Origin of the sequence: Lysobacter enzymogenes, assembly GCF_017168095.1 — a bacterium.
GTDB lineage: Bacteria > Pseudomonadota > Gammaproteobacteria > Xanthomonadales > Xanthomonadaceae > Lysobacter > Lysobacter enzymogenes_D.
Genome location: NZ_LXSD01000403.1, coordinates 1 through 4759, shown reverse-complemented (window position 1 = coordinate 4759; position 4759 = coordinate 1). Strand labels below are relative to the sequence as shown.

Genomic DNA, 4759 nt, shown 5'->3' with positions numbered 1-4759 from the left:
CGAGCGCGGCGCGGACCGCGGCGGGACTGCCGGGCGCGGCGTCGGCGGCGACATCGGCCGCCGCCGCGGGCGTCGCCGAGCGTTCGTCGGCGACGGGGCCGGTCATAGGTCGTTGTCGTCGCCGGGCACGCGGGTCAGGATCTCGACCCCGTCCTCGGTCACCGCGACGGTATGCTCCCACTGCGCCGACAGCTTGCGGTCCTTGGTCACCACGGTCCAGCCGTCCGGCAGGGTCTTATGCCGGTAGGTGCCTTCGTTGATCATCGGTTCGATGGTGAAGGTCATGCCGGGAACCAGCTTGATGCCCTCGCCCGCGCGGCCCACGTGCAGCACCTGCGGCTCTTCGTGGTAGACCCGGCCGATGCCGTGGCCGCAGTAATCGCGCACCACGCTGAAGCGCTCGGCCTCGGCGTAGGTCTGGATGATGTGGCCGATGTCGCCGAGGGTGGCGCCGGGCTTGACGAAGCGGATCGCGCGGAACATCGCCTCGCGGGTCACCTCGACCAGGCGCTTGGCCATCACCGAGGGCGTGCCGGCGTAATACATGCGGCTGGTGTCGCCGTGCCAGCCGTCCTTGATCACGGTGACGTCGATGTTGACGATGTCGCCGTCCTTGAGGATTTTCGTGTCGCTGGGAATGCCGTGGCAGATGACGTTGTTGACCGAGGTGCACACGGTCTTGGGGAAACCTTTATAGCCGACGTTGGCCGGGATCGCCTTCTGCACGTTGACGATGTGGTCGTAGCAGATGCGGTCCAGCTCGCCGGTGCTCACGCCCGGCTTGACGTAGGGAGCGACGACCTGGAGCACTTCGGCGGCCAGGCGGCCGGCGACGCGCATCTTCTCGATCTCTTCGGGGGTCTTGATGGAAATGGCCATGCCGGCATTATCGCTCATTCAGGCTGCCGGGATCACCGCGCCGTACGGTCCGCAGCGTGCCGGGACGGGGGGATTGAATCGATCTCAGACCCCGCAGAGATATCCCCCGACCTTGTAGGAGGGCCTTCACGCCCAAAGTTGCCCCAGGCCCCCGCCGCGGCTACAATTCCGCGGCTCTGCGGCCGGACCGCTCATTCCCGAGTCCCGATCGCAGCCGTCCACGCCGGACGTCACCGGCGAATTCACACCTGCCGCCATCCCCCGTGCCGGGGTGCCGCCCAAGGTCCGGAGCCGCAAGCTCCGCCCGCAGCGGTTCGGACACGGAAGCGGCAGGGAGGCCCAACCCCGGAACCACGCGCCCGCGGCTTGCCGCGGACGCAGCGCCCACACCTGTTCGCGGCGCCGGTTCCACTGCCTTCGGAGTTTTGCAATGCCCCAGATCACCATGCGTCAGATGCTGGAAGCCGGCGTCCACTTCGGCCACCAGACCCGTTACTGGAACCCGAAGATGGGTCCGTACATCTTCGGCGCGCGCGGCAAGATCCACATCATCAACCTCGAGAAGACCGTTCCGCTGTTCAACGACGCGATGAACTTCATCTCGGGCATCGCCCAGAAGCGCGGCACCATCCTGTTCATCGGCACCAAGCGCTCGGCGCGCGAGTCGATCAAGGAAGAGGCCGAGCGTTGCGGCATGCCGTTCATGACCCAGCGCTGGCTGGGCGGCACCCTGACCAACTTCCGCACCGTCAAGCAGTCGGTCTCGCGCCTGAAGGAACTGGAAGCCGGCGAAACCGACGGCACCTTCCAGAAGATGGTCAAGCACGAAGTGCTGGGCCTGCGCCGCGAGCGCGACAAGCTGGAAGCCTCGCTGGGCGGCATCAAGGACATGAACCGCCTGCCCGACGCGCTGTTCGTGATCGACATCGGCCATGAAGACATCGCGATCAAGGAAGCCAAGAAGCTCGGCATCCCGGTCATCGCCGTGGTCGACACCAACTACAACCCGGAACTGGTCGACTACGCCATCCCGGGCAACGACGACGCCATCCGCGCCGTGCAGCTGTACGCCCGCGCCGCCGCCGACGCCGTGCTGGAAGGCAAGGCCGCCGCGCCGAGCGCCGGCGTGCGCGAGGAAGACTTCGCCGCTGCCGACGCCGGCAACGAAGAAGCCGGCAAGGACGACCGCAAGGCCCCGCGCGGCCGCGCGCCGGCCAAGAAGCCCGCCGCCAAGCCGGACGCCGCTGCCGCCGAGTAATCGGCCGGCAGTCGCCGCACCGTCATGCAGCCGCGCGACACTGCGCGGCTGCGACACCCGCATCCCGCTCCTGCAGGAGCGGCGTAAGCCGCGACGAACGAAGCTCCGCGCGCGACACCATCGAGGGCCCGATCGGTCCTTGCGCGCGAACCGGAGCGAAAGGCTGGCCGGACACCATCGCTCCGGCCGATTTCGCGCATTGCGTCGATTCGATTCGTCGCGGCTTACGCCGCTCCTGCAACGAGCCACACGAATACCCGAGGTAATCTCATGGCTGAAATCACCGCTTCCCTGGTCAAGGAACTCCGCGAGCGCACCGGCGCCGGCATGATGGAGTGCAAGAAGGCCCTGACCGAAACCAACGGCGACCTGGAAGCCGCCGTCGAGTGGCTGCGCAAGTCCGGCGCCGTCAAGGCCGAGAAGAAGGCCGACCGCGTCGCCGCCGAAGGCCGCATCGCGGTCGCCCAGGACGGCGGCAAGGCCGTGCTGGTCGAGATCAACTCGGAAACCGACTTCGTCGCCAAGGACAGCAACTTCCTGGCCTTCACCGACGCCGTCGCCCAGGTTGCCCTGAGCTCCGGCGCCGCCGACGTGGACGCCCTGAAGGCCGCCAAGCTGCCGACCGGCGAAACCGTCGAGGAAACCCGCGCCGCGGTCATCGCCAAGGTCGGCGAGAACCTGCAGGTGCGCCGCCTGGTCCGCCTGGACAGCGCCAACAACGTCGCCGCCTACGTGCACGGCGGCAAGATCGGCGTGCTGATCGAACTCAAGGGCGGCGACGCCGAGCTGGCGCGCGGCATCGCGATGCACGTGGCGGCGATGAACCCGCCGCACATCAAGGCCTCCGACGTCCCGGCCGAGTTCGTGGCCAAGGAAAAGGAAATCGAGCTGGCCAAGATGTCGGAGAAGGACAAGGCCAAGCCGGCCGACATCCTGGAGAAGATCATCAGCGGCAAGATCGCCAAGATCGTCAACGAGGTCACCCTGTACGGCCAGCCGTACGTGCTGAACTCGGACCAGACCGTCGAGCAGGCGGTCAAGGCCGCCGGCGCCGACGTGGTCAGCATGACCCGTCTGGTCGTGGGCGAAGGCATCGAGAAGCAGACCGACGACTTCGCCGCCGAAGTCATGAAGCAGGCCGGCCTGGCGTAAGCCGCCCTGCCCTGCTGAGCAAGACGGAAAAGGCCGCGGATTCCGCGGCCTTTTTCTTTGCCGTCGCGGCCGGGAATCGAGCCCGCGTCCAAACCGCGGGAATCGTGCCTGTAGGAGGGCCTTCAGGCCCGATGTTCTTGGCTCAGGTCGCGGCAATCTGAGACAAAAGCATCGGGCCTGAAGGCCCTCCCACAAGAACAAAAGGCCCTGCCGCAAGCGCTGGCCGCCGTCTGCACCGCCGACCAGCCGACCAGCCGATCAGCCGCCCCATCAACCGGCCATCAGCACAATCCATTTGCGGTGCACCCAGCCCGACTTGCACGGGCCGCGATACGCCTGGCGCTTGGCGATCGGCGCAGTCACGCCGCAGCGGCCCAGGCTCGAATCGCTGTAGACCACCGCGATCCACTCACCGCGCTGGTCGCACATCAGCACCTCGCGGCCTTCGAACAGCTTGTCGGTCGTCGCGTACGCCGCGCCAGGACCGTTGCGCACGGCCAGGAAGCCGTCGCCGTCCGCCTTGAGCCCGCGCACTTCGCCTAGCGAGCCGCAGGCGTCGAGGATGTCGTCGCCGCCGACCACCACCGGCACCGCGCGCGGCGGCGCGACCACCGTCGCGCCCGTAGACAGCACCAATGCCAGCGCCAACAGCGCCGCTTCGCCAGTTTTCATCGCAGCCTCCCTGAACGCCTCAACCGGCGACGACTTCGATCCAGGCCGTATGCACCCAGCCGGATTTGCACGGGCCGCGGTAGACGCGGGCCTGGGCGATCGCCGAGCTGACGCCGCAGACGCTGGCGTCCGCGCCGCTCGGCGCGTACACCACCGCCGTCCAGCGGCCCTGGCTTGCGCACAGATAGACCAGGCGCCCGTTGCCGAGCCTGTCGAGCATCGGATAGTCGGCGCCGGGCCCGGCGCGCACGGCCAGGAAGCCGTCGCCGTCGGCCTTGAGCCCGCGCACCTGCCCGACCGAGCCGCAGGCGTCCCATTCCTCGCTGCCGCCGACTTCCACCGGCACCGCGCGCGGCGGCGCGGCCTGGGCCAGCAGCGCCGGCAGCATCAGCGCGGCGATCCATCGCGCCGCGTTCGTTGCAGTCATCGCAAAGCTCCTTCTGGCGTGGAACCGCAGGCGGCGCGTGGCGCGAACGCCCGGTTTACCGAAGATTCCAGTGGACACGCGGCCGCCGCCTTCAACCGGCGATGATCGCGATCCAATCCCAATGCACCCAGCCGGACTTGCACGGGCCGCGGTAGTCGCGGATGTCCGGCGAGTCCGCGCGGCAGCGTTCGCCGCTGCCGGGCGCCGGATACAACACCGACACCCAGCGTCCGCGGCTGTAGCACAGCCGCACTTGGCGGCCGTTGCCGAGCCGGTCGAGCATGGCGCGGCCGGCGCCGGGGCCGGCGCGCACGGCCAGGAAGCCGTCGCCGCCGGGCTGGAGCCCGCGCACTTCGCCGACCGGCTCGCAG

The 4759-nt window shown here is 68.6% G+C and carries 6 protein-coding genes; 2 read left to right on the top strand and 4 right to left on the bottom strand.

The genetic code is table 11. The features are described from left to right. Positions 1-102: 102 nt before the first annotated feature. Positions 103-879 (bottom strand): type I methionyl aminopeptidase, encoded by a 777-nt coding sequence (gene map / locus A7A76_RS17090; protein WP_206411155.1) that lies wholly within the window; start codon positions 877-879, stop codon positions 103-105. 430 nt (positions 880-1309) lie between these two features. On the opposite strand from map, the gene rpsB reads away from it, so the two are divergent. Together rpsB and tsf are read left to right on the top strand one after the other, a co-directional pair. Continuing rightward, on the top strand, positions 1310-2137 hold the full coding sequence (gene rpsB, locus A7A76_RS17085) for a 30S ribosomal protein S2 (protein WP_206412333.1): 828 nt from the start codon (positions 1310-1312) through the stop codon (positions 2135-2137). Positions 2138-2407: 270 nt separating this feature from the next. Then, a complete protein-coding gene (gene tsf, locus A7A76_RS17080) occupies positions 2408-3289 on the top strand; it encodes a translation elongation factor Ts (protein ID WP_206412332.1) in 882 nt (293 codons plus the stop codon). A 270-nt stretch (positions 3290-3559) separates the two neighbouring features. Here tsf and A7A76_RS17075 read toward each other — a convergent pair whose 3' ends face one another. The 3 genes from A7A76_RS17075 to A7A76_RS17065 all read right to left on the bottom strand — a co-directional run. After that, positions 3560-3961, bottom strand: coding sequence for a hypothetical protein (locus tag A7A76_RS17075; protein ID WP_206412331.1), 402 nt, complete (start codon positions 3959-3961; stop codon positions 3560-3562). Positions 3962-3980: 19 nt separating this feature from the next. Next, positions 3981-4388, bottom strand: a complete 408-nt coding sequence (locus A7A76_RS17070) for a hypothetical protein (RefSeq protein WP_206412330.1) — start codon at positions 4386-4388, stop codon at positions 3981-3983. Positions 4389-4479: 91 nt separating this feature from the next. Beyond that, the coding region (locus A7A76_RS17065; RefSeq protein WP_206412329.1) for a hypothetical protein at positions 4480-4759 on the bottom strand (280 nt) is incomplete at its 5' end.